This is a genomic window from Xanthomonas sp. Leaf148, from assembly GCF_001423585.1.
In the GTDB taxonomy this organism is placed as follows: Bacteria; Pseudomonadota; Gammaproteobacteria; order Xanthomonadales; family Xanthomonadaceae; genus Xanthomonas.
Genome location: NZ_LMOP01000008.1, coordinates 1,227,565 through 1,251,176 on the forward strand (window position 1 = coordinate 1,227,565; position 23,612 = coordinate 1,251,176).

A 23,612-nucleotide genomic window follows, 5' to 3' on the forward strand; every position below is an offset into this window, starting at 1 on the left:
TCAAGGCTCAAAGGGGATGAAGGACGCAGCGGTGAAGTGCGTGTAACCGGGAGAAGACAACTGCGTGGGGTGATCGGGCATGCACGTTGGGTCTTTGCAGATGCAAAGCGGCAGGCGTGGCAATACCGGCGATCTGCAACGCGCCATGCAGCGCGTTGTGCATCCTTGCGGGGCGTCCTTGCGAAAGCGGCGAAACGAAGATTCGATTGCCCGCACTCCCCGTCGCGAGAGTGCAGGCGCAAGACCGCTGCAGTCGGCAACGCGCTGTACTGCGCTGCCGTGCAAGGGAAGCATCGGTCGCTAGCGACCGACGCCTGCGATTACCACTTGTAGTTCACGTTGGCGTACACCAACGCACCGTTGAAACCGAACGGCGAGGCGCTGCTGTAAGGCAGGTAGGTGCGCGTGCCCAGCCCGGCTTCCTGACGGTCCGGATACTCGTTGAGCACGTTGTCGCCACCGACGGTGAAGTTCCAGGCGCCCAGCTTGTAGGAGGCGGCTAGATCCAGCGTCCACTTGGCCGCGTAGGTCTGATCGCTGCCGGCGTTGGTGCCGAAGGTGCTGAACTCGCCCCAGCGCGTGGCAGTACCGGTAAACGACCAGTTGCCCGGCGCCCAGGTGCCGCCCAGGAAGAACTTGTCGCGCGGCGTGCCTTCGGTGATACGGCCCAGTTCCGCGCGGCCGATGCGGACTGCATTCGGGTCGATCGCCACCAGCGCTGCCGGGTTGTCGGCGATCTTCTCTACTTCGGTCTTGTTGTAGTTGTAGCCGCTGGTCAGCTCCGCGCTGCCGCCATCCAGGTTCCAACGGTAGGTGCCGACCGCATCCACGCCCTGGGTCTTGGTGTCCACCGCGTTGGTGAAATAGCGCCCGCCACCGATACCCGGGAAGCCATTGGCCTGCAGATAGTTACGCGCGGCGATGGAGGTCAGGTTCTCCGATAGCACGACCCGGTCATCGATATCGATGCGGTACGCATCGACGGTGATGTACAGGTTTTCGACCGGTTGCAACACCACGCCCAGGCCGTAGTTCTTGGATTCCTCGGCCTTCAGCGGTTCGGCGCCGAGCGCGATGGCGGCCGGGTTGTCGGTGCGGAAGGTGCCGATCTCGAAAGGAATCGCCGTCACCGAGCCGTTGGGCTGGGCCACGTTGAGGAACTGCGTGGCGATCGACTGGAAGTTCTGCTGCTGCAGCGACGGCGCACGGAAGCCGGTGGAGGCGGTAGCACGCAGCGCCACCTTGTCGGTGAACGCATAGCGCAGCGACAGCTTGCCGGTGGCGGTGTCGCCGAAGTCGCTGTACTTCTCGTAGCGCCCGGCCAGGCCGGCCGAGAACTTCTCGGTCAGATCCGCTTCCAGATCCACATACGCCGAATGGCTGTTGCGGTCGTAGTAGCCGGCATCGGAGAGTTTGAAGCCCGGAAACACCTGCGCGCCAGGAATCAACGCGCCGTTTGCAGACGGAATACCGCCGTTGGCCGACGAAGCCGCATCGCCAGGCGACTGGTTGAACTTCTCGCCGCGCCATTCCGCACCGAAGGCCAGCGTGACCGGGTAGGCCAGGCCCCAATCGAGGGTCTTGGTGAAGTCGGCGTTGAGCACGTTCTGGGTGACTTCCAGCGTACCGGCATGGAAGTCGGTTGGGCTGGTCACGCCCAGGCTGTTGTTCAAGCTGTTGCGCACATCGAAGGTGAGATTGTTCTGGCCGTAGTTGTAGCTCAGATCGATGTTCAAGCCGCCTTCGGTGGAGGTCTTCAAGCCGCCGACCCACGACACGTCCTTGCTGACGTTGTAGATCTGCGGCAGGAAGCCGTCCGGATAGATTTCCGGGCGATTGCGGTTGTCGCCGGCAAAGCGGAAATAGCCGTTGGACAGCACTTCGCGCCGGCTGACCATGCCGAATGAGTAGAAGGTGAGGTAATCGGTGGGGCTGTATTGGCCATTGAACGAGATGGCGCCCTGGTCGATTTCCGGGTCGCCGTAGCGCTGCTCCACGCGGCCGCCGAACGGCAACGCGCGGTTGGTCTGATCCGAATGCCCGGCCTGCGCCGCCAGATGCACCTTGCCGGTGCCGGCGAAGCTGAAACCGGCGTCGCCGGACAGCTGATACTGCTCGCCGTCGCCAGCGCTGTACTTGCCGTAGCGGCCATTGACGCTGCCACCTTCACCGCTGCCCTTGAGCACGATGTTGATCACGCCGGCAATCGCATCGGAGCCGTATTGCGCCGACGCACCGTCGCGCAGCACTTCGATGCGCTCCACCGCAGCGATCGGGATGGTGTTGAGATCGGCCGGCGACGAGCCACGGCCCTGGGTGTCGTTGAGATTGATCAGCGCAGTGCTGTGATGGCGCTTGCCGTTGACCAGCACCAGCACCTGATCGGGCGACAGGCCGCGCAGCTGTGCCGGACGCACCGCATCCGAGCCATCGGAGATGGCGGGCCGGGGGAAATTGAGCGAGGGGATCGCGCGTGACAGCGCGGTAGCCAACTCGGTGGTACCGGTCGATTCCAGTGCCTGTGGCGAGATGATGTCGATCGGCGATGCCGATTCGGCCACGGTGCGGTCGGCCACGCGCGTGCCGGTCACGATCAGCGTGTCGAGGGTTTTCTGGGTGGGAGCTTGCGACTGCGCAACTGCGGTTGAAGCGGAAAACGACAAGGCAACAACGACAGCGACTGCGAGTGGACTGGACTTGCAATTCATGCGGTAACAACTCCGAGTGGGGAACGGATGCAGCGCAGTGGGCCCCCTCCCAGGCCGCGTCCGTTGCGGCAGCTGCGGTACGTTCTCAACCATTAACCACGCGTAACCACATGTCAAATTTTGGTTACGTTCCGCATGCAACTGTCATCGAACGTATGCTTATGCCAACGTTGTCATCGTGCACCAAAGTGAGGCGTCGATAGCATTTCCCTACGCTGGGCAACGGATTGCGTTGCCCCATTTTGGGCATCGATACCAGTTATGAAACTTGTGCATCAAAACGTGATCTGCACCGCATCGGCACTGCGTTGCGCAGGACCGTGGAAGACCGCCTCGATGTTGTTGCCATCCGGGTCGAGCACAAACGCCGCGTAATAACTCGGGTGATAAGGGCGCAAACCCGGCGCGCCGTTGTCGCGCCCACCGTTGGCCAGCGCGGCGTCATGGAACGCCTGCACCATCGCAGCGTCGCGCGCCTGGAAGGCCAGATGATGGCGGCCGGTCAACACGCCTTGCGCCACCGTGTCGCGGTTGGAAACGAATAGTTCGTCGGCCCAGAAGTAGCCATCGCCGTCGCCGCCGATGGGAATGCCCAGGACTTCGAGCACGGCTTGATAGAAGCGGCGGCTTGCCGGCAGGTCGTGCACCACCAGATGCAGGTGATCGATCAAGCGGCCGCGACACAGTTGCGATGCTTCCATTGGCGTGCTCCGGCAATGACAGGAGCACCGGTCTTAGCACGCACCGGGCGTACGCCTCGTCATTGCGTTGCCTGAGCTGTGTGGACGCATGGCAGCCAGGCAGCGCACCGAAGCTTGATGGCAAGCCTGCGGTACGCGCGCCGTGCATATGCCATGCAACGCAGAGCGGTATTCGGTGAGCGGTTGCGCCTGCTTGTGTGTTTGTCATAAGCGCACAAGCGCAGAAACACACACGCCCCGGGCTGGCCGGGGCGTGTGGTCGAACATCGATGTCGGTACTGCAGCATCAGCGTGCAGCGCGTTCCATCGTCAGCCGTCGCTAGCGGCGTTGGCCGTGTTTACCAGCGGTAGTTGATCCGCCCGTAGACATAGGCACCGTTGAAGCCGAACGGCGACAGATTGCTATACGCAAACTGCCCGCTGGTGGAGTTGGCGAAGTTGTTCTCGTCCGGATACTCGTCCAGCAGGTTGTCTGCGCCCAGCGTGAGCGTCCAGCGATCGACCTTATAGCTGGCCGAGGCATCCACCACCCACTTGGCACCGAAGGTCTGGTCGTTGATCGCCGCCGCCGGGCGCGTGCTGTATTCGCCGTAGCGGGTGGCGCCCAGCGCCAGCGTCCAGTGCTCGGAATTCCAGCTGCCGTTGACCAGGAACTTGTCGCGCGGGAAGCCTTCTTCGATGCGCCCACGCTCGGTGCGGTCGATGCGCTCCAGGCTCAGCCCGTTGGCCGACAACGCCGCCGGATTGGCCGCCACATTGCGCACGTCCGTTTCGGAGTAGTTGTAACCGGCGGTCAGGTCCACGCTGCTGGCGGCCAGCTGCCAGCGGTAGCTGCCGACCACGTCCACACCACGGGTGCGCGTATCCACCGCGTTGGTGAAGTAGCGCCCGCCGTTGATGCCGAAGATGCCCTGTGCTTCCAGCAGGCTGCGCACGCCGGCACCGGTGAGGTTGGACGACAGCACGATGCGGTCGTCCACGTCGATCTGGTAGGCATCGATGGTGAGGTAGAGCGCATCGGTGGGCTGCAACACCAGGCCCAGGCTGTAGGACAGCGAGGTTTCCGCATCCAGCGGTTCGGCACCGAAGGCGCGCGCCACGTTGCTGTCGGCCGGGAAGGTGCGGATTTCGAACGGATTGGGGTTGCCGGCCAGGAAGGTGGTGCTGGTGGACTGGAAATACTGCTGCGCCAGCGACGGTGCGCGGAAGCCCGAGGCCACCGTGCCGCGCAACGCGATCTTGTCGGTGAACGCATAGCGCCCCGACAACTTGCCCGAGGCCTGGCTGCCGAAGTCGTCATAGTCTTCGTAGCGGCCGGCCAGGCCGGCGGAGAACTTGTCGGTGAAATCGGCTTCCAGGTCGGCGTACAGCGCATAGCTGTTGCGCGAATACTGGCCCGACACGCTGGGGGCGAATCCGCCGAAGCCCTGCGCGCCGCCGGCCAGCGTGCCGGCCTGCAAGTAGGAGCCCACTTCGCCCGGCGACTGGTTCCATTTTTCGTTGCGGTATTCGGCGCCGAAGGCCACTGTCACCGGATACGCCAGGCCCCAGTCGAAACCGCGCTTGACGTCCAGGTTGACGATGCTCTGCGTGGTCTCCAACGCGCCGTCGTAGAACGACGTCGGCGAGGTCGGCCCCAGGCTCACGTTGAGCGTGTTGCGGGTGTGGAAATCGATGCGGTTGTAGCCGTAGTTGTAGCTGGCGTCCCAGTCCCAACCGCTGGCGGTGGAGCCGCGCACGCCGGCCACCAGCGAGCGGTCCTTGGCATAGCTCTGGATCTCCGGCAAAAAGCCCTGCGGGTAGATCGACAGGATGTTCTGGCTGCTGCCTGGCGCGCGGAAGAACGCGAACGAGGTGATATCGCGGTTGCTGGCGGTGGCGAACGCGTAGCCGGTGATGCTGTCGCTGAACTGGTATTCGGTATTGAGCGAGGCGGCCTGCGCATTGACGTCGGGGTCGCCGATCTTGAATGCCTTCTGGCCCACGGCCGGCTGCGACACGCTGGGTGCGCCGGCATAGCCGCGGGCGCGGTCGGTGGGGTCCTGCTGATTGAGCTGGGCGGCCACATGCAGCCAGCCGCGGTCGCCGCCGTAGGCCACGCCGGTGTCGCCGGACAGCTCGTAGTTGTTACCGTCGCCGGCCGAATACTGGCCGAACCCGGCCTGCAGGCTGCCGCCCTTTTCCGCGCCCTTGAGCACGATGTTGACCACGCCGGCGATGGCATCGGAGCCGTATTGCGCCGACGCGCCGTCGCGCAGCACTTCCACCCGCGCGATCGCCGCCACCGGGATGGTGTTCAGATCCACCGCCGCCGCGCCGCGGCCGATGGTGCCGTTGAGATTGAGCAGCGACGAGGTATGGCGGCGCTTGCCATTGACCAGCACCAGTACCTGATCGGGCGACAGGCCGCGCAGCTGGGCCGGGCGGATCGCGCTGGTGCCGTCGCTCAGCGCCGGGCGCGGGAAGTTCAGCGACGGCAGCGCGCGCGCCAGCGCGGTCGCCAGTTCCGGGGTGCCGGTGGCCTGTAGCGACTCGGCGCTGATAATGTCGATCGGCGATTGCGACTCGGCCACGGTGCGGTCGGCCACGCGGGTGCCGGTGACGATCACCGTATCCAGGGTATTGGCGGTGGCCGGCGCGGCGTCTTGCGCCAGGGCGGGAGAAGCAAGCAGTGCAGCGACCACGGCGGTCGCAAGCAAGGACAGGGGGTGGTTCATGACAACTCCGAAAACGGCAGCCCAAGCGGGGCCAACTAGACTGGGCGGGTGGCGATCACGGCCGTGCGAAGCGCGCGTGTCGTTCAACCTGAAGGCGCTAATTATTCGTTAACGCTAGAATGGCGTCGCAGGAATGCTGCTCATCTGCTCATTCCTTTTCGTTCTATCGGACTGTCCATCAATGATTTCCCTGCGCAACTTCTCCATGCGACGCGGCGAGCGTCTGCTGTTGTCCAACGTCGACCTGACCATGCATGCCGGCTACCGCGTCGGCGTGGTGGGGCGGAACGGTACCGGTAAGTCGAGCCTGTTCGCCGCGGTGAAGGGCGAACTGGAGGCCGACAAGGGCGACGTGGATCTGCCCGGCAAGGTGCGCACCGCCAGCGTCTCGCAGGAAACCCCGTCGTTGCCGGACCCGGCGCTGTCGTTCGTGCTCGGCGGCGATATCGAGGTGTCCGCGGTGCTGCAGGAAGAAGCGGCAGCCACCGCGCGTGAAGACTGGGAAGCGGTCGCCAATGCGCACCAGAAGATGGCCGAACTCGGCGCTTATGATGCCGAAGCGCGTGCCGGCAAGCTGCTGCACGGCCTGGGCTTTCCGGCCGACACGCACCACCGCGCGGTGTCGTCGTTCTCCGGCGGCTGGCGGGTGCGGTTGAACCTGGCGCGCGCGCTGATGATGCCCAGCGACCTGCTGCTGCTGGACGAACCAACCAACCACTTGGACATGGACGCGGTGCTGTGGCTGGAGCAATGGCTGCTCAAGTACCCGGGCACCTTGCTGTTGATCAGCCATGACCGCGAGTTTCTGGACAACGTGGCCACCCACACGCTGCATCTGCATGGCGGCACCGCCAAGCTGTACGTCGGCGGCTACACCGATTTCGAGCGCCAGCGCATCGAACACCTGCGCCAGCAGCAGATCGCGCACGACAAGGAACAGACCGAGCGCGCGCATTTGCAGAGCTTCATCGACCGCTTCAAGGCGCAGGCCAGCAAGGCGACGCAGGCGCAGAGCCGCATGAAGCGCCTGGCCAAGATGGCCGGCACCGAGGCGGTGCGCGCCGAGCGCGAATTCCGCATCCAGTTCGCGCAGCCCAATCGGCTGCCGTTTTCGCTGATTCGGCTAAACCATATCGAAGCCGGCTATGGCGCCGATTCGGTGATTCTGCACGACGTCGGATTCGGCCTGGAGGCCGGCGATCGCATCGGGCTGCTCGGTCCCAACGGCGCGGGCAAGACCACGCTGGTCAAGACCCTGGTCGGCGAGCTGGCGCCGCTGGCGGGCGAGCGCAACGCGCATCCGGACCTGCGCATCGGCTACTTCGCCCAGCACACGGTGGAGTCGCTGCACGAAGGTCAGTCGCCGATGGATCACTTCCGCGATCTGTCGCCGGATGGTTCCAATCAGGCGTTCCGCGATTTCCTGGGTAAATGGAATTTCGCCGGCGACCGTGCGTTTGAAGTGGTGGATGGCTTCTCCGGTGGCGAGCGTGCGCGTCTGGCATTGGCCTTGATCGCCTGGCAACAGCCCAACGTGCTGCTGCTCGACGAACCGACCAACCATTTGGACCTGGAGATGCGTGAGGCCCTGGCCGAGGCGCTGAGCGACTTCGAAGGCGCCATCGTGATGGTCTCGCACGACCGCCATCTGATCGGCCTGGTCTGCGACAGTTTCTGGCGGGTGGCCGATGGCGTGGTCGAGCCGTTCGATGGCGATCTGGACGAATACGCCGCCTGGCTGCGCAGCCGCCCGGCCGCGCAGGGCACCAAGCAGAAGATGGCCGAAGTGGCACCGACCCCGCCGCCGCCGACCAAACCACTGCCGCCGAAAAAAGCCGTCAACCCGCACAAGCTGGCCAGCGCCGAAAAGCGTGTGGGCGAGCTGGAAGCGCTGCTGGCAGAGCTCGACCGCGAACTTGCCAACCCGGGGAACTACTCCGACACCGACAAGATGGCGGTGCTGGGCCGCGACCGTGAGGCGACGGCGCAGCAGCTGGCCGCAGCGGAAGCGGCGTGGATGGAGTTGATCGAGGGCGCGTAACGCGCAGGCGTTACGATGCGTGTCGGGCCAAGCACAAGGAAGGAGCGAACATGATCAGCGCCACCATCAGTCTGGAAGACCACCTGGCCGCACAGCGCCTGCATGCGCGGCAGACGGGCAAGCTGTTGATCGTGATCCTGGTGGTCCTGCTGCTGATCGGGGCGGGCATGCTGCAACTGATCGGGGCCAGCGAAATCATCGGGTCGGTGCTGCTCGGCGGCGGTGGCGGCGGCTTGATCGGCCTGGCCGTGTTGCACGCGTGGGGCTTGCCGCGAAAGATCAAACGCCTGCACGCCCAGCAGGCCTCGCTGCGGTATGCCTATACGTTTGCGTGGGACGAGAGCGGGCTGGAGATCACCTGGGTGGACGGGCGGCTGCGCCGGCCCTGGTCCGATTACATCCGCTACCGCGAGAACGAGCGCGTGCTGCTGCTGTATCACAACGACCGCTTGTTCGAGCTGTTCGCCCCGCACTGGTTCGCCGACCAGGCGCACTACGAGGCATTTCGCCGCGTGGCGGTGCAGGGGATCGAGGCGGCGCGCCGCTGAGCGGCACCTTGAGCTCGCTTAACCGGAGCGCTGTTGCTCTGCCATCAGCCAATCGCGCAGTCGCGTGTCGGCATCGCTCTCCGGGCGCGAGCGCAGCCGGGTGAGCCAGTAGCGCCCGGCGTCGATCTGGATCGGGAATGGGCACACCAGGCGCCCCGCGTCGAGATCCTGGCGAAACATCGGCAACGGCAGCAACGCCACGCCGCTCCCGGCCGCCGCCACGCTGGCCAGGGTCAACGACGAATCGAACATCGCCCCGCGTGCGGGAACCTCGGCCACGCCCGCCGCGCGAAACCACTGCGGCCATTCGTCCAGGCGGTACGAGCGCAATAACGGCAGCTGCGCCAGATCGGCCGGCGTGCGCAAGCCACGCGCCATGCTGGGTGCACAGACTGGTGCAAACGGTGCCTCCATCAGCGCCTGCGCGATCTGGCCCTGCCAGTCGCCGTCGCCGAAACGGATTGCCAGATCCAGTCCTTCGCCGGCCAGATCGACCCGGTTGTTGTGGGTGGACAGGCGCAATTCGATATCCGGATGCGCGGCATGAAACGCCGGCAATCGCGGCAGCAGCCAGCCGGTGGCGAAGGTGCCCACCACGCCCACGCTGAGCACTTCGCGATAGCGCCCATCGGCAAAGCGCTCCAGGGTGGCGGCGATGCGGTCGAAGGCCTCGCCGAGCACCGGTGCCAGCGCCGCCCCTTCGTCGGTGAGCGCCACGCCGCGTGGCAGGCGGTGAAACAGGCTGGTGCCCAGCTGCTGTTCCAATGCCTTGATCTGGTGGCTGAGCGCGGCCTGGCTCACGCACAACTCGCCGGCTGCGCGGGTCAGGTTCTGATGACGTGCGGCCGCCTCGAAGGCGCGCAGGGCATTGAGTGGAAGGCGAGGGCGGGGCATGCGTAGAGATTAGTTCAATTCATGTCAGGGATCGAAACATCGCGATGGTCGGCTGCTTCGTGCGCATCGATACTGCGGGCTCCCTCAAGGAAGCAGACACATGGTGAATCGGCGAGAGTTCTTATGCGCAACTGGCGCGGGCATGCTGTTTGCGGCGTCCCGGCCCGCACGGGCGCTCAGCCCGGTGGTGACGGTGGACGGCCTGCTGCGGGCGCAATGGGCGGAAATCGAACGTGGCACCGGCGGTCGCCTGGGCATCAGCTTGCTCGACAGCGCCACCGGATGGCGCATCGGGCAGCGCGAGAACGAGCGCTTTCCGATGTGCAGCACCTTCAAATTTGTATTGGCTGCCGCGGTATTGCAGCAGGTGGACCGCGGCAAGCTGCCGTTGGCGCAACCGGTCAAGATCGGTGCCTCGGACATGCTGTCGCATGCGCCGGTGACCGAGCGCCATGTCGGCAGCGCGCTGAGTGTCGGCGAACTATGCCGGGCCACGATGATCTATAGCGACAACCCGGCCGCCAACCTGTTGTTCCCACTGGTCGGCGGCCCGCCCGGCGTGACCGCCTTCTTGCGCAGCATCGGCGATGCCAAGACCCGCAGTGACCGCTACGAGCCGGAGATGAATGGGTTCGCCCCCGGCGAGCCGCGCGATACCACCACCCCGGCGGCAATGGCGTCCACGCTGCGCACGCTGCTGCTCGGCGATGCCCTGCAACCTGCCTCGCGCAAGCAGCTGACCGACTGGATGATCGACAACCGCACCGGCGACGATTGCCTGCGTGCAGGGCTCACGCGCGACTGGAAGATCGGCGACAAGACCGGCAGCAACGGCACCGACACCCGCAACGACATCGCGATCCTGTGGCCGCCAAAGGGTAGGGCGCCGCTGTTGCTGACGACGTATTTGAACGGCGCCAAGGTCGACGATGCTGGGCGCGATGCGGCGTTGAAGGCGGTTGCGGTGGCGGTGCGGGAGACGCTCGCGCCTTGAGTGCCGCGACGCGGCGATTCCGCGCGGTTGGGGTGTCGCTATCGCGCCGTTCGGCGCGCGTGGCAGTCCAGTGGATGCCGCCGCTGGCTGGCGGCATCGCGCACTGCCCGCCGTGCGCGGTAGCCGCGCCCGCGTTGCCGATCACGACATCCAGTCCTCGGCGCATGCGCGGCCAGGCCTGTGGTCGCACCTCCCGCGCGTTCCACGCATCGCATCCGCTTCTATCCCATCCTCGCCACCCACTGGATCAGCACAATGCGTACTCCCCTCTTTTTGGCGGTCGTCGCCGCCGCACTTGCGCTCGCGCATGGATCGGCGAAGGCGCAGATCTGGCAACCGGCACCGGGCCATGTGCAGGTGCCGATCTGGCCTGGCAAGGTGCCCAATGGGTTGCCGCATCCGAAACCGGAATCGGTCGGTCCCGGCCCGGGGCGTCCGTGGTGGCCCAGGGCCAACGATGTCAGCCGGCCGACGATGACGGTGTATGCGCCCACGGGCCGCAACACCGGTGCGGCGGTGCTGGTGTTCCCCGGTGGTGGCTATCAAGTCCTGGCCATGGATCTGGAAGGCACGGAGATCTGCGATTGGCTGACCTCGCGCGGCATCACTTGTGTGTTGCTGAAGTACCGCGTACCCAACTCGGGGCCGACCTGGGTCAACGGCGGCCGCTACTATCCGAAGGTACAGACCGCGCTGCAGGACGCGCAGCGCACGCTGGGACTGGTGCGCCTGCATGCGGTGGAGTGGCGGATCGATCCGCACAAGGTCGGGGTGATCGGGTTTTCCGCCGGCGGGCATCTGGTCGCCGCGGCCAGCACGCATTTCGCAAAGCGCACCTATCAGCCGGTGGACGCGGCGGATGCGGAAAGTTGCCGTCCCGATTTTGCCATCGCGGTCTATCCGGGCCATCTGTGGGCGCACGAAGATGAGGATCATGCCAAGCGCGATCCAACCCACCTACAGCTGCGTCCAGACATCACCGTGAGCGCCGATACCCCGCCGACCTTTCTGCTGCAGGCCGAGGACGACGAGGTGGATGGGGTAACGCAGTCGCTGGCTTACTACGTTGCGCTGAAGCAGGTCGGCGTGCCGACGGAAATGCATCTCTACGCGCAGGGCGGGCATGCCTTCGGCCTGCGCGCCAAGGAGCTGCCGATCGCGCACTGGCCAAGTCTGGTGGAGACGTGGCTGGGGACTATCGGCGTGTTGGCCCCGGCCGCAGGGCACTGACCCCCGCTGCCCTGCTTGCACGGAGTGACCTTCGCTCGCGATCCCGCACTGCGCGCAGCCTTCGCACGGCGCAAGGCCGCACGGCTCAGCCCAATGGGCCAATCACGATAGGCCTGTCCTGCTGCAGCCGCGCCGGCCCACCCATCGCCGGGTCGCTGACGCTGTCTGCGCCGGTTTCGATGCGACCGGCCAGGCGTTGGCTTGCGCCGTCGTGTTCGATCCACAGGTCGTACCAACCGCCGCTGGCTGCCGCTTTCCAGCTGCGTTGCCAGGTCTGGCCGCCCGCAAGCTGCAGTTGCTCGCGCGGTTGCGCCTGCGCATACGCGGCCGGTTGCAGTGCGATCTGGATCGGCGTGGTGCCGGTGTTGTGCAACGACAACGACAGCGCCGCCGGGTCGTCCGCTGCCTGGGTGATGTCGGCCAGCAGCAATGCAGCGCTCAGGTCGCCGCGATAGTGGCGATGGAATCCGTTGGGGCCGATCAGCCACAGATCGTAGCGGCCATCGTAGGTGGTCCAGTCGCCGTCCAGCGTGGCACCGTTACCCACCGTGTAGCGGCGCGGGATCGCCGCCAGGTCGTAGCGGTCGTAGACATGCAGCACCGCCGCCGCGCCGCTGTTGCGCAGGCGTAGTTGCACCTCGCCGCGCGCTTGCACATGCGCCAGTTGCACGCTCGGGCGATACGGCACGGCGCGCGAACGGCGCACGCCGAACGGTTGCTCGGGCGCTTGCAACGTGGCCGGCAGCGGCGGCAACGTGTGCTCGCGCAAGGCTGCTGCGCGCGCTGCCGCATCGCCCACATCGGGTAGCGATGCGACGAATGGGCGTGCATCGGCGTTGCGGAAATCGAACGCATTGGTCAGGTCGCCACATACCGCGCGCCGCCATGGCGTGATCTCCGACGCCTGTACGCCAAATCGTCGTTCCAGCAGGCGCAGCACCGAGGTGTGGTCGTACACCTGCGAATCCACCCAGCCACCGCGACTCCACGGCGAGATCACATACAGCGGCACACGCGGACCAAGCCCGTAGGGGCGGCCGTGCAGTGCGGGCAGATCCACTTTCTGCTCACCGGGTGCAGGCTGGTGATGGTAGTCGTCGTCGGTGGCGACGCTGGAAGCGCCGGCAAACCCGCCGGTTGCGCGCGGGTCCGGCGATGGCGGTGCAGGCGGAGGCATGTGATCGAAGAAGCCGTCGTTCTCATCGAACATCAGCAGCAATGCAGTGCGGCTCCACACCGCCGGATTGGCGGTGAGCGCATCCAGCACGCGTGCGGTGTAGGCCGCGCCTTGCGCCGGGCTGGACGGGTCCGGATGTTCGCTGCCGGCCGCATCGGCAATGACAAAACTCACCGACGGCAGCCGATCGGCCATCACGTCTGCGCGCAACTGCTCCACGCCCCGCGTGCTGATGCCGCGCGCACGCAGCTGTGCATCGTGACCGGGCGCGTTGCTGTAAGCCTGCCGAAACGCCTCGAACCCGGCCAGCGGGTTGTCGGTGAAGTTATCGGCCATGTCCTGGTAGATCTGCCAGCTCACACCCGCGCGCTGCAGCTGTTCCACATAGCTGGTCCATCGATACGGCTCGGCAAACCCGCCCAGCTCCGGAAAGTTGTCGTGCGAGTTACCGATCACCGGCCCGCCATGGCGCCCGTGCGGATCGTTGCCGCCGGTCCACAGGAACACGCGATTGGAATTGGTGCCGGTCTGGATCGAGGCGTGGTAGGCATCGCAAATGGTGAACGCATCGGCGAGCGCGTATTGGAAGGGAATATCCGCCCGTCCGTAGTAGCCCAGCGCGTGATTGTGCTTGGCTGCCGCCCATTGCCCGAGCCGGCCGTGATCCCAGGCCTGTTGTGCATCCGGCCAGCTATGCGGCGTGCCCTTGACGCGCATGAAGCCGAATTGCGCTGCGGTATCCAATGCAAACGGCGTGAGCCATTGCATGCCGTCTTCGCTGGGCTGCAGCCACACCGTGCGCGAGGGCGCGCCGGGTAGCGGTCGGGCCGGGATCGGAAAGCGATCGCCGAACCCGCGCACGCCGGGCAGCGCACCGAAGTAATGATCGAAAGCGCGGTTTTCCTGCATCAGGATCACCACGTGCTGCAGATCCTCCAGCGTGCCGCTGCGGCGGTCCGGCGCGATGGCAGCGGCGCGCGCGATGCTGGGCAACAGCGCGGCCGCACCGCTGGTCAGGCCGGCTTGCAGCAAACGGCGGCGGGGCAGGTCGATCATCGTGTCACCTCTGAGTGGCTGAACCCGTCCGAGTGCCTTCCCCCGCCTGCGGGGGAAGGTGCCCGAAGGGCGGATGGGGGCGCTGTGCTCTCACCCCAGCCCTCTCCCGCAAAGCAGGAGAGGAAGACAGTCCCGGCGTGCACGTCAGCATGGCAGGTGGCCGTTACAGATCCAGCGTCAGCGTCAGCCCCAGCGTGCGCGGCGCGGCGATGAAGGCGCTATCGCTGCCATCCACGCCTTCCAGATAGCGCTTGTCGGTGAGGTTACTGACATTGAGCGCCAGTTGCAGGCCCTTGAGTTGCGCCGACAGCTGCGACAGCTCCACGCCCAGATTCGCATTGAAGGTGGTCACCCCATCGAGCGCGGCGCGGTTGGATGCATCCAGATAGCGCTTGCCCAGATACCGACCGGACACACCGAAGCGCCATGCTTCCCCACGCCAGTCGGCCGAGACCACCAAGGTGTTGCGCGGCTGGCCGATCACCTGCGCGCCGGGTGTGATATCCAGGGCGGTATCGCGCGCGGCATCGCCGCTGCCCAGGTAATCGGCCTTGTTGTAGGTGTAGGCGCCATTGAGGCGCCAGCCGTTGTCCCAACCGTAGCCCAGCGCCGCTTCCACGCCGCGCGCGTGCACGCCGCCGAAGTTTTCATACACGCCGTCGGTCTCGCCCAGATAGTCGATGCCGCTGACGAAGTTGGCCGGCACATACACGATGCGATTGTCGAAGCGGATGTCGTACAAGGTCACGCTGCCGGTCAACGGCCAGCGGCTGATGCGCAGGCCAAGCTCGATATTGTCGGCAGTTTCCGGCTGCACGCGGCTGAGTGCGACCGGGTCGGTTTCGCCCAGCACGCCGGACGGAATCGCGGCAAAATTCTGCGAATACCCGGCGAAGGCTTCCAGCCCCTGCACCGGCGTGGTCCAGGTCAGGCCCGCCGAGAGCAGCGGGTCGGAGTGCGCATCCGACTCCACATGCTGCGCATCGCCGATGCGGCGGTCGCGGGTCTGGTCGAGGAAGAACTGCTTCACACCCACGCGCCAGGCGAAAGCGCCGTAACGCATCACATCTTCGACGTAATACATCTGCTCGTCGGTCTGGTAGTTGTCCTTGAACTGCACCCAGTACGGCTGATGGTCGAAGCTGATGTTGGTGCCGACGTTGAGCAGGCGATGCCAGTCGCGGGTGACGCTGCGGTCGTAACGTTCCAGCCAAGCGCCGGCACGCACGGTGTTGTCGATCGGGCCCAGGTCGTGGCGCCATTCCACATCGGCCATCGCACCGGTGCGGTGATTGTCGTAATGGCTATGGCGATACGACTGCACCGGTACCGAACCTGCCGGATAGCAGGCCGGATTGGATTCGGCCGGCACCGCCGCACTGTCGGCGCAACCGGCCAGCAGCGTTGCCGCCGCACCGCCTGGGGTCAGGTAATACAGCTTGCCCAGGTCGCTGCCGGCATACACGGTGTTGCCGCCGCGCGCCTCCGATTCCGGCGCGCCCGCGCCATCGTTGGTGACGTCCACCAGATACGGCGGAATCCAGTCGCCGCGGCCTTGCATGCGATGCGCGTAGCCGGTGAGCGTGGTCTTGAAGCCATTGCCGCCATCGAAGGCGCCGCGCAAATAACCGAAGGTGTTCTTGCGCAGCGCGCGCGAGCCGGAGCGGTAGTTCTGATCCAGATACGGAATGCCGGTGAGCGTGCCGGTCAACAAATCGTGTTCCGGGTCGCGCGCGAACTGCTCAGGCGTCACGCTGGTGTATTCGGATTCGTCGGCATCGTCGTAGGACGCGTAGCCGCTCAGCGTCCATTTGTTCAACGCGCTGACGAACTTGCCGGCCAGATGGTCGCGGCTCGTGTGGCCGCTGCCGTCGATCCAGTCGTCGTTGCGCGCCGACGAACCGCTAATCCAGGCACGCGTGTTGCCGCCGAGCAGGCCGGTGTCGTAGCGCGCGTAATACTTGCGCGCCTGGTTGTCGCCGATGCCACCGATCACGCGCACACGCTGTTCTTCGAGCGGCTCGCCGGTGAGGTAATTCAGGGTGCCGCCCAGCGCCTCGTTCGAGCGCGACGCGATATCGGCAGTGCCCTGGCTCACTTCCACCGTTTCCAGGTCCGGCATGTCGATGAAGCGGTTGGCCTTGGAGCCGCCGCCATACGCCGAGCCACCGTTAGGCACGCCGTCGACGGTGGTGCCGATCTGCTGCGTGTCGCGGTTGCTGACAAAGCCACGCATGCTGATCTGCGTGCCCCAATCGGACGAGCCGAATGCATCGGCTTCGGTGACCACCACACCGGGGAGTTCGTTGAGCGCGTCGTTGACGCTGCCCAGCACGAACTGGCGGTCGAGCATTTCCTTGCTCACGGTGGTCTTGGAATACGTCATTGCCTGCCCGACCACCTGCACCTGATCGAGCGTGGACACCTGCTCGCCGCTGGCAAGCACTTCTGAACTCGGCGCTGCCGGTGTGGCGCCATCCGGTGCCTGCTGCGCGTAGGCGGGCAGGGCGAATGGAACCAGCAGCAGGGCAAGCGTGGCCGGATGTCGCACGCGCGGGCAGGTGGTCAAATCCATTGCAATCCAACGAGCGGGGGAGGTGGCCGCAGACTGCCGTGCTTGCATTGCGTGATGATGACCGCGCTACAGATGGGCTGCGATCACTGGGTGGATGTGCGCAGCTTCTCTACCCCTAGGCGGAGTGCGATTCAGCGCTATTTGCAGTGCGTAAGCAGCATTTACGATTGGTCGAGATGCGGTGTTCTCACCGCGCGCGATTCAACGCTGTTTGGGGATGCGCAAGCTGTGGTCGGTTGGTCGAGGGCGCGATGTCCTCACCGCTTGCGGGACACGCTGTGAATCCATCCATGGACGCTCCGTGGCGGCATCCATGCCGCCAAAGAGCTTACATGGACGTACTTGCAGCGTGTCCTGCGATGGTGGGCGGGCAAGGGCCCTGCAGTAAAGCGCAGATCCACCGCTCTGCACTCAACGCATTCAAAGCGTCCAGCCGCACCACAACGCGTGCTCCAAGTCTTGAAGCTGCTGACAAAACATCGCGAGCAACCGGCAGGGCGTGTGGGCATCTCACGCAGACCAGATCTGTGCGAAAGATACATGCCGCTGCGAGCTGTATCCCGCGTATCGCACCAGCGTCGGTAGCTTACGACCGAGACATCGCGTTCTCAGCGCTTCTTGGCGTTTGGCGCTGCTTCGATCTGTTGGGTTTCCGGCATCAATTCCAGTGCCGATGGCGTGGTGCGCAGCATCGGCCGGAACGCGATGGGATGCGTGCGACGACGTGCAAACCGCAGCAAGCGCGACAGCGTGAAGCCGGCCAGCGCCAATAACATCACTGCGAAATAAACCGGGAGCGCCGCAGGGCCGAACTTCTGCATCGCCCCGCCCGCCAGCGCCGGGCCGATGGCAGCACCCACGCCATGCACCAGTAATAGACTGCTGCAGCCGGACAACAGGTCTTCGCGCGGCAGGTAATCGAGCATGTGCGCCACCGCAAACGGGTACAGCGAAAACGCCAGCCCGCCGTACACGAAAAACAGCATGAACAAGACGGTGGTCTGCGACTGCACCATCGGCACTGCAGCAGCGATGGCGATGGCGGCGGCCAGCACGCTCACCGTGACCAGGCCGATGCGTCGGTCGTGCCCGTCGCTGATGCGCCCGATCGGCCATTGCAGCACGGCACCGCCCACGATTGCGGTGAGCATGAACATCGCCACGCCATCGGCATCCAGTCCGATGCGGTTGGCATACACCGGAAGCAAGCCCCAGAACGCACCCATCGCCAATCCCGACAATCCGGCGCCGACGGTGGCGACCGGCGCCAGCGCATACAGCGTTTTCAGGCGCAGGCGCGACACCTGCGGCACCTCCGGCGGAATCAAGCGCGTGGTGACGACCGGCATTACCGCTGCGCAGATCAGGATGGCGGTCAGCGTGAACATGGCCGGTGCTCGCGCGTCGCCTGCAGTCAGCAGAATCTGGCCCAGCGCCAGCGCCGACAGATTGATCGCCATGTACACCGAGAAAACACGGCTACGTCGGCGTGCATCCGGCTCGGCGTTGAGCCAGCTTTCGATCACCGTGTACAAGCCCACCAGGGCAGCGCCGGTGACCAGGCGCAACACACCCCAACCCCAGGGGTCGAGCCAGATCGGATGCAACAACACGGCAATGGCCGCCAGCGATGCGTAGAACGCAAATGCGCGGATATGCCCGATGCGTCGAATCAACGGCGGCGCGAAAAACGTGCCAAGAAAAAAGCCGGCGAAATAACCAGACATGATCAGGCCCAGCGCACGCGCATCGAACCCGGCCTGACCACCGCGTACGGCGAGCAACGTACCGAGCAGCCCGCTGCCGGTCAGCAGCAGGGCAACGCCCAGCAACAGGGCGGTCAGCCGCAACATGGATGCGGCCCTCGTGGGGGAAAAGGCGCGTCGATCACGCGATCGAGTGTAGCAGCCACGCTGCTGCGACTCGATCGATGTGGCTCGCATAACGCGATCAGGTGGCGATGGCTGAGCAGCTCGCTGCCGATGGAATGGGGTTGCGCTATCACCATGTGTTGGCGGAGACGCGGGCCGGCGTGCATTTAGAGCGGCCAACAAGACGTAGCGAACAGTCGTCAAGGGGTGCGGACGACGCGCAGGAACCGGTGTGTACGAGTGGTAGATGAGAATTCCGCGGACAGGCCGCGCCCGCCTGACGGTGAGCGAAGGAGTTTTGTTAGCTACTCTGAGGCCAGGTCCGCGCTGGTGAAGGAGAGCCGCCGGAAGTGCCGGATCAAAATGGCATGGCTAAGCCGCGCTCTATAGACGAGGAGAGCCTTTCAGGCCGTAACTGACGAGCTGGCCGAAAGCGTCTTCGTTGACGCAGCGAATCCGCTACTCGTCTCGATGTCGCCGCCAACCGCCAACCGCCAACCGCCAACAGCCAACAGCCAGAAGCCAGAAGCCAGAAGCCAGAAGCCAACAGCCAGAAGCCAACAGCCAGAAGCCAACAGCCAGAAGCCAACAGCCAGAAGCCAGCAGCCAGCAGCCTCAAGCGTCCAGCCTGCGAGACGCCCCAGCGTGCCAAGAGGCCCGACGCACCGCACGTGCATCCGCAATGCGTCGGTCACTGCCCAGCACTCTCCCGCCAGCCCGGCCATGCGCCAGCGCGCGATTCGATCATTGCGCCGACATGCCCGCATCCGTCTAGAATCGGCGCCCTTGCATCGTCTTCAGCGAATTTGTCATGCCCATCTACGCGTTCCAGTGCACCACCTGCGGCCACTCGTTCGACCGCCTGCAGAAGATGGCCGACCCCGATCCGCAGACCTGCCCGTCTTGCGCTGCGGCCACCATCAAGCGCCAGGTCACCGCGCCGTCATTCCGCTTATCCGGCAGCGGCTGGTACGAGACCGATTTCAAGTCGGCTGGCGAAAAGAAGAAGAACCTCACCGAGAGCAGCAGCGCAGGCGGCGGCGATGCCAAGCCGGCGGCGGCCAGCGACAGCAAGCCCGCAGCCGCACCGGCCGCGCCCGCCGCAAAGCCGGCATCCGGCGCGGCGTGATGGTCGATAGGCGCGGCAGCGTTGTCAGCACGATGTCGCGCTTGGCGCCGTGGCTGCTGGCCATCGCGATCAGCGGCTGCGCCAGCGCCGCACCGCCGCCCAGCACCGCCGTCGTGCCAGCCGACCGCTTTCTCTCCGCGCTTGCGGCGCACTGCGGGCAGGCGTTTGCCGGTCGTGTGCTGGTCGACACGCCCGCATCGACAACGCCGAGTCCGTTCGCTGGCAAGCCGCTGGTGATGCATGTGCGCGGTTGCGCCGACCCGCGCCGCGAGCTGCGGGTGCCGTTCCATGTGGGCGACGACCACTCGCGCACCTGGGTGCTGACCCGCACGCAGGCCGGTTTACGCCTCAAACACGATCATCGGCATGCCGATGGCAGTGCGGATGCATTGACCCAGTACGGCGGCGACAGCCGTGACGCGGGCAGTGCCACGCGTCAGGAATTCCCGGTGGATGCCGAGTCGATTGCCTTGTTCAAGCGATTGGGCGCCACCGCCTCGCTGCAGAACACTTGGGCGATGGAGGTCCAGCCCGGGCGCAGCGTGGTGTACGAGCTGAGTCGCCCGGGCGGGCGGTTGTTTCGGGTGGAGTTCGATCTCACCCGGCCGGTGCCCTTGCCTCCGGCGCCGTGGGGAAGTTGAGAGCCGGCCAAGAGCGGCTGACAAAACGATGGCGCTCACCGCATGCGGACGCTGCCGGTGCCCGGCATCCTTATTGCCACGCGCAGACTCTGGCTCCCGTAAGCCGTCCAAGCGCACCTGACAACGGCGCGCTACGTTTGGTCGGCCGATCGCAAGAGTGGATAGCGAGGCTTGGTTACGCGTGACTGAGCCGCCCGGCCGGCGGTAAATAGCGTCCTCGGTCCTGCCACCGCCAATCTGCCGCTCAGATAGCGCGGCCGCTCATCTTGTTGCAAAACCGCAAAGCGCCAACGCAAACAGGCCGGCTCACCACGAACCGGCCTGTTGCGACAAACACATAAAGACACCAAGCCTGGAAACCTCAGCGCGCGTCGAACCGCGCGCGGCAGCCATCGTTGACCCAGACCGCCGAGCGGCGCGGGTCGAAGCCCCAGGTGCGACCTTCTTCGCAACGGGTGTTCGACAACTGGCGGGTCAGCACCGGGCGACCTGCGCGCACGTCCCAGTCGCAGCTGCGCAGGCGACGGTCGTCGCTGCTGCAGGTCACCGAGTAGTCGCCACGCGGGCGATCGTCACGGCCGCCATAGCCGTCATCGCGATCCCAGCCGCCGCCGCCACGGGCCTGCGCAAAGTCGGCGCGGCAGCCGTCATCCACCCAGATCCGGCCGTTTTCCTGGTGCCAGTTACGGCCCTCCACGCAGGGCGTGCCGGAGAGCTGACGCACGATCGTCGCGCGCCGCCAGCCGGTGTTGCAGATCGCCTGGCGCTGGTCGCGGCTTTCGCAACGCACGGTGCCGGCGGCTGCGTTGCCGGGGCGGTCGTCGCCGCCATTCCAGCCACCACCGCCCCAGCCACCGCGGGCCTCGACGAAGCGGCCGCGGCAGCCGTTGTCCACCCAGACGCGGCCACGGTCGCTGCCCCAGTTGCGGCCTTCGATACAGCGGGTGCCGGAGATGTTTTCCACCAGCGCGGCGCGCCCCCGGAACGGGGTGTCGCACTCGCGGCGGCGGTTATCGTTGCTGGAGCAGGTGATGCTGGGGCCGTTGAAGCCGCGGTCCTGCGCGGCGGCGGGGCGGCTGACCAGGGCGCCGGCGAGGGCGACAAGACTGAAGCCGGAGATCAGCAGGGCGGTGCGCAGCATCGTGACGTCCTTGGTACGGGAGGGGCGTGGCGCCTATTCAGCCGGGCGCTGACTTAAGCGCCGGTGACCGTCGCCGCATTTGCTCCTGCCGCCCGCCGGCCCCAGAATATCCGGCTTTCCGGCGCTGCCTGCGTCGGGTTTTCAGCGGAGCTTTCGATGCGTACCCACTTCTGCGGCCTGGTCGACGAGACCATGATCGGCCAAACCGTCACTCTCGCCGGCTGGACCGACGTGGCCCGCAACCTGGGCGGCGTCTGCTTCATCGACCTGCGCGACCATGAAGGCATCGTGCAGGTGACGGTGGAACCGGAGAACGCCGAGGTGTTCCCGGTGGCCGCCAGCCTGGGCTACGAAGACGTGTTGCAGGTCGAAGGCGTGGTGCGTGCGCGGCATGCGGTCAACGACAAGTTGCGCAGCGGTAAGGTCGAAGTGATCGCCACCCGCATCACCATCCTCAACAAGGCGGCGCCGCTACCGTTCCATGCGCACGAAAATCCGGGCGAAGAAACCCGCCTGAAGTACCGCTATCTGGACCTGCGCCGTCCGGAAATGCAGCGCATGCAGCGCACCCGCATCAAGCTGGTGCAGGCGCTGCGCCGCCATCTGGATGCGCGCGATTTCCTGGATATCGAAACCCCGATCCTGACCAAGGCCACCCCAGAAGGCGCACGCGACTTCCTGGTGCCGGCGCGCATGCATCCGGGCGAGTTCTACGCTTTGCCGCAGAGCCCGCAGCTGTTCAAGCAGATTTTGATGGTGGCCGGCTTCGACCGTTACTACCAGATCGCGCGCTGCTTCCGCGACGAAGCGCTGCGCGCCGATCGCCAGCTGGAATTCACCCAGCTCGATATGGAATTCGCTTTCGTGCGCGAGCGCGATGTGCAGGATTTCGTCGAAGACATGATCCGCGCCATCTTCAAGGAAGTGGTGGACGTCGAGTTGGCCGCGCAGTTCCCGCGCATGACCTGGGCCGAGGCGATGCGTCGCTATGGCTCGGACAAGCCGGACCTGCGTATCGCGCTGGAACTGATCGATGTGGCCGAGCTGGTCAAATCCAGCGAATTCCCGGTGTTCACCGCCGCCGCCAACGATGCCGACGGCCGCGTGGCAGCACTGCGCATTCCCGGTGGCGCAGCGCTGTCGCGCAAGCAGATCGACGAGTACGCCGCGCACGCCGCCAAATACGGCGCCAAGGGGCTGGCCTACATCAAGCTGTCGGAAACCGGCGAAGTCAGCTCGCCGATCGCCAAGTTCTTTTCCGAAGAAGCGTTCGCCGCGCTGCTCAAGCACGTGGGTGCAAGCAACGGCGACATCGTGTTCTTCGGTGCCGGCGGCTATAACAAGGTGTCCGACTTCATGGGCGCGCTGCGCCTGAAAGCCGGCAAGGACTTCAAGCTGGTCGCCGATACCTGGGCGCCGCTGTGGGTCACCGATTTCCCGATGTTCGAGTGGGACGACGAAGCACAGCGGTACGTCGCCCTGCATCACCCCTTCACCGCACCGGCGGTGGACGATATCGCCGACCTGCGCACCAACGCCCGCACTGCGGTGTCGCGCGGTTACGACATGGTGCTCAACGGCAATGAAATCGGCGGCGGCTCGATCCGTATCCACCGCCCGGACATGCAGAGCGCGGTGTTCGAGTTGCTGGGCATCGGCGCGGAAGAAGCGCGCGCCAAGTTCGGCTTCCTGCTGGATGCGTTGAACTACGGCGCACCGCCGCACGGCGGCATCGCCTTCGGTATCGACCGTATCGCCGCGCTGATGGCCGGCACCGAATCGATTCGCGACGTGATCCCGTTCCCCAAGACCACCGGCGCGCAGGATTTGATGACCGACGCCCCGTCGCCGATCGCCGCCGAGCAGCTGGCCGAAGTGCACGTGCAGGTGCGCCCCAAGCAGGTCTGACCTGCGCGAGCAGATGGCCGCGCTATGCGTGGTCATCTGTACAAGGCGCCCAGCGCAGCCAGCGCTGCGCACTTTGGCGGAACCGTCAGCCCCAGGGCCGGAGGCTGTGCATGTATCACGGCCATCCAATCGCCGCCGATCAACCGGCGGCGGTTTGCCTGCAGGTCCGTTCCGAACCGACCGGCGTTGCGCCAGTACATGGCCGCGACTCGCACGTCGTGGTTATCTTTCCGACGCGCTGCGGTGCGCAGCCAGCGTCGCGCGCTTCGCCAAAACCATCA

Annotated in this window: 15 protein-coding genes and 2 other RNA genes; 8 read left to right on the plus strand and 9 right to left on the minus strand. The window is 65.6% G+C overall.

Annotation, left to right across the window (positions count from 1 at the left end; translation table 11 throughout):
* Nucleotides 1-320: 320 nt before the first annotated feature.
* The 3 genes from ASF90_RS09770 to ASF90_RS09780 all read right to left on the minus strand — a co-directional run bounded on the left by ASF90_RS09770 (nucleotide 321) and on the right by ASF90_RS09780 (nucleotide 6,126).
* On the minus strand, nucleotides 321-2,708 hold the full coding sequence (locus ASF90_RS09770; protein ID WP_055849030.1) for a TonB-dependent receptor: 2,388 nt from the start codon (nucleotides 2,706-2,708) through the stop codon (nucleotides 321-323).
* Between the two features lie 275 nt (nucleotides 2,709-2,983).
* A complete protein-coding gene (locus tag ASF90_RS09775) occupies nucleotides 2,984-3,409 on the minus strand; it encodes a VOC family protein (RefSeq protein WP_055849033.1) in 426 nt (141 codons plus the stop codon).
* A 338-nt stretch (nucleotides 3,410-3,747) separates the two neighbouring features.
* Complete coding sequence (locus tag ASF90_RS09780; protein ID WP_055849036.1) at nucleotides 3,748-6,126, minus strand: TonB-dependent receptor; 2,379 nt, start codon at nucleotides 6,124-6,126, stop codon at nucleotides 3,748-3,750.
* Between the two features lie 181 nt (nucleotides 6,127-6,307).
* Between ASF90_RS09780 and ASF90_RS09785 the strand changes: the two genes are divergently transcribed.
* Both ASF90_RS09785 and ASF90_RS09790 read left to right on the plus strand, forming a co-directional pair.
* Nucleotides 6,308-8,167: an ABC-F family ATP-binding cassette domain-containing protein gene (locus ASF90_RS09785; RefSeq protein WP_055849039.1), complete on the plus strand. Its 1,860-nt coding sequence runs from the start codon at nucleotides 6,308-6,310 to the stop codon at nucleotides 8,165-8,167.
* A 50-nt stretch (nucleotides 8,168-8,217) separates the two neighbouring features.
* Nucleotides 8,218-8,715 carry a YcxB family protein gene (locus ASF90_RS09790; RefSeq protein ID WP_055849043.1) on the plus strand — a complete coding sequence of 166 codons (498 nt, stop codon included), beginning with the start codon at nucleotides 8,218-8,220 and terminating at the stop codon, nucleotides 8,713-8,715.
* Between the two features lie 18 nt (nucleotides 8,716-8,733).
* On the opposite strand, the gene ampR is transcribed toward ASF90_RS09790, so the two are convergent.
* Nucleotides 8,734-9,609, minus strand: coding sequence for a LysR family transcriptional regulator AmpR (ampR, locus tag ASF90_RS09795; protein ID WP_055849046.1), 876 nt, complete (start codon nucleotides 9,607-9,609; stop codon nucleotides 8,734-8,736).
* Between the two features lie 100 nt (nucleotides 9,610-9,709).
* Here ampR and bla point away from each other — a divergent pair, with 100 nt between their 5' ends.
* The gene (gene bla / locus ASF90_RS09800; RefSeq protein WP_055849047.1) at nucleotides 9,710-10,603 is read left to right on the plus strand and encodes a class A beta-lactamase; all 894 of its coding nucleotides are present in this window, start codon (nucleotides 9,710-9,712) and stop codon (nucleotides 10,601-10,603) included.
* 255 nt (nucleotides 10,604-10,858) lie between these two features.
* Nucleotides 10,859-11,833, plus strand: a complete 975-nt coding sequence (locus ASF90_RS09805; RefSeq protein WP_055849051.1) for an alpha/beta hydrolase — start codon at nucleotides 10,859-10,861, stop codon at nucleotides 11,831-11,833.
* Between the two features lie 85 nt (nucleotides 11,834-11,918).
* Here ASF90_RS09805 and ASF90_RS09810 read toward each other — a convergent pair whose 3' ends face one another.
* The 4 genes from ASF90_RS09810 to ASF90_RS21985 all read right to left on the minus strand — a co-directional run bounded on the left by ASF90_RS09810 (nucleotide 11,919) and on the right by ASF90_RS21985 (nucleotide 18,761).
* A complete protein-coding gene (locus ASF90_RS09810; protein WP_055849054.1) occupies nucleotides 11,919-14,066 on the minus strand; it encodes a phospholipase C, phosphocholine-specific in 2,148 nt (715 codons plus the stop codon).
* A 163-nt stretch (nucleotides 14,067-14,229) separates the two neighbouring features.
* Entirely contained in the window at nucleotides 14,230-16,641 is a 2,412-nt protein-coding gene (locus ASF90_RS09815) for a TonB-dependent receptor (RefSeq protein WP_055849056.1), read from the minus strand.
* Between the two features lie 608 nt (nucleotides 16,642-17,249).
* Nucleotides 17,250-18,494 carry an MFS transporter gene (locus ASF90_RS09820; protein WP_055849059.1) on the minus strand — a complete coding sequence of 415 codons (1,245 nt, stop codon included), beginning with the start codon at nucleotides 18,492-18,494 and terminating at the stop codon, nucleotides 17,250-17,252.
* 192 nt (nucleotides 18,495-18,686) lie between these two features.
* Nucleotides 18,687-18,761, minus strand: a non-coding RNA gene (locus tag ASF90_RS21985) — sX9 sRNA.
* A gap of 562 nt (nucleotides 18,762-19,323) precedes the next feature.
* Between ASF90_RS21985 and ASF90_RS09830 the strand changes: the two genes are divergently transcribed.
* The 3 genes from ASF90_RS09830 (at nucleotide 19,324) to ASF90_RS21990 (ending at nucleotide 20,429) form a co-directional block, all read left to right on the plus strand.
* Nucleotides 19,324-19,641 carry a zinc ribbon domain-containing protein gene (locus tag ASF90_RS09830; RefSeq protein WP_055849062.1) on the plus strand — a complete coding sequence of 106 codons (318 nt, stop codon included), beginning with the start codon at nucleotides 19,324-19,326 and terminating at the stop codon, nucleotides 19,639-19,641.
* 32 nt (nucleotides 19,642-19,673) lie between these two features.
* Complete coding sequence (locus ASF90_RS09835; protein ID WP_055850341.1) at nucleotides 19,674-20,282, plus strand: hypothetical protein; 609 nt, start codon at nucleotides 19,674-19,676, stop codon at nucleotides 20,280-20,282.
* A 72-nt stretch (nucleotides 20,283-20,354) separates the two neighbouring features.
* Nucleotides 20,355-20,429: non-coding RNA, sX9 sRNA (locus ASF90_RS21990), on the plus strand.
* 214 nt (nucleotides 20,430-20,643) lie between these two features.
* Here the strand turns inward: ASF90_RS21990 and ASF90_RS09840 are convergent.
* A complete protein-coding gene (locus tag ASF90_RS09840; RefSeq protein ID WP_055849066.1) occupies nucleotides 20,644-21,423 on the minus strand; it encodes a DUF3011 domain-containing protein in 780 nt (259 codons plus the stop codon).
* Nucleotides 21,424-21,579: 156 nt separating this feature from the next.
* Between ASF90_RS09840 and aspS the strand changes: the two genes are divergently transcribed.
* Nucleotides 21,580-23,331, plus strand: coding sequence for an aspartate--tRNA ligase (gene aspS / locus ASF90_RS09845; RefSeq protein ID WP_055849069.1), 1,752 nt, complete (start codon nucleotides 21,580-21,582; stop codon nucleotides 23,329-23,331).
* Nucleotides 23,332-23,612: the final 281 nt, after the last annotated feature.

What these genes read in the sequence shown, in the direction of transcription:
- ASF90_RS09770 (WP_055849030.1), bottom strand. Translation starts at nt 2,708, where the DNA reads ATGAATTGCAAGTCCAGTCCACTCGCAGTCGCTGTCGTTGTTGCCTTG.
- ASF90_RS09775 (WP_055849033.1), bottom strand. Translation starts at nt 3,409, where the DNA reads ATGGAAGCATCGCAACTGTGTCGCGGCCGCTTGATCGATCACCTGCAT.
- ASF90_RS09780 (WP_055849036.1), bottom strand. Translation starts at nt 6,126, where the DNA reads ATGAACCACCCCCTGTCCTTGCTTGCGACCGCCGTGGTCGCTGCACTG.
- ASF90_RS09785 (WP_055849039.1), top strand. Translation starts at nt 6,308, where the DNA reads ATGATTTCCCTGCGCAACTTCTCCATGCGACGCGGCGAGCGTCTGCTG.
- ASF90_RS09790 (WP_055849043.1), top strand. Translation starts at nt 8,218, where the DNA reads ATGATCAGCGCCACCATCAGTCTGGAAGACCACCTGGCCGCACAGCGC.
- ampR (WP_055849046.1), bottom strand. Translation starts at nt 9,609, where the DNA reads ATGCCCCGCCCTCGCCTTCCACTCAATGCCCTGCGCGCCTTCGAGGCG.
- bla (WP_055849047.1), top strand. Translation starts at nt 9,710, where the DNA reads ATGGTGAATCGGCGAGAGTTCTTATGCGCAACTGGCGCGGGCATGCTG.
- ASF90_RS09805 (WP_055849051.1), top strand. Translation starts at nt 10,859, where the DNA reads ATGCGTACTCCCCTCTTTTTGGCGGTCGTCGCCGCCGCACTTGCGCTC.
- ASF90_RS09810 (WP_055849054.1), bottom strand. Translation starts at nt 14,066, where the DNA reads ATGATCGACCTGCCCCGCCGCCGTTTGCTGCAAGCCGGCCTGACCAGC.
- ASF90_RS09815 (WP_055849056.1), bottom strand. Translation starts at nt 16,641, where the DNA reads ATGGATTTGACCACCTGCCCGCGCGTGCGACATCCGGCCACGCTTGCC.
- ASF90_RS09820 (WP_055849059.1), bottom strand. Translation starts at nt 18,494, where the DNA reads ATGTTGCGGCTGACCGCCCTGTTGCTGGGCGTTGCCCTGCTGCTGACC.
- ASF90_RS09830 (WP_055849062.1), top strand. Translation starts at nt 19,324, where the DNA reads ATGCCCATCTACGCGTTCCAGTGCACCACCTGCGGCCACTCGTTCGAC.
- ASF90_RS09835 (WP_055850341.1), top strand. Translation starts at nt 19,674, where the DNA reads ATGTCGCGCTTGGCGCCGTGGCTGCTGGCCATCGCGATCAGCGGCTGC.
- ASF90_RS09840 (WP_055849066.1), bottom strand. Translation starts at nt 21,423, where the DNA reads ATGCTGCGCACCGCCCTGCTGATCTCCGGCTTCAGTCTTGTCGCCCTC.
- aspS (WP_055849069.1), top strand. Translation starts at nt 21,580, where the DNA reads ATGCGTACCCACTTCTGCGGCCTGGTCGACGAGACCATGATCGGCCAA.